Annotated in this window: 1 protein-coding gene; it reads right to left on the reverse strand. The window is 63.9% G+C overall.

The window, feature by feature from the left end; all coding sequences use genetic code 11:
- Positions 1 to 255 (reverse strand): aminotransferase class I/II-fold pyridoxal phosphate-dependent enzyme (locus IB262_RS35640; RefSeq protein WP_192494601.1); only part of this gene is annotated, 255 nt, incomplete at both ends.

Below are 255 nucleotides of genomic sequence, written 5' to 3' on the forward strand. Positions count from 1 at the left end.
CACCGGGAAGGAGAAGCCGATGACATAGACGCCCTTCTTCAGCATGCGCGCCGCCATCTCCTGGGCGAGTGCGGCATCACCGAGCATCACCGGGATGATCGGGTGGCCCTCACCGGCCAGCGTGAAGTCGAGCTTGGACATCTCGGTGCGAAACAGGCTCGCATTGGCATAGAGCCGCTCGCGCAAGGCATCGCCGTTGTCGATCAGGTCGAACACCTTCAGCGAGGCGGCGGCAATGACCGGCGCCAGGGTGTT

The sequence above is a fragment of the Ensifer sp. ENS02 genome (assembly GCF_014851885.1).
GTDB classification, from domain to species: domain Bacteria; phylum Pseudomonadota; class Alphaproteobacteria; order Rhizobiales; family Rhizobiaceae; genus Ensifer; species Ensifer adhaerens.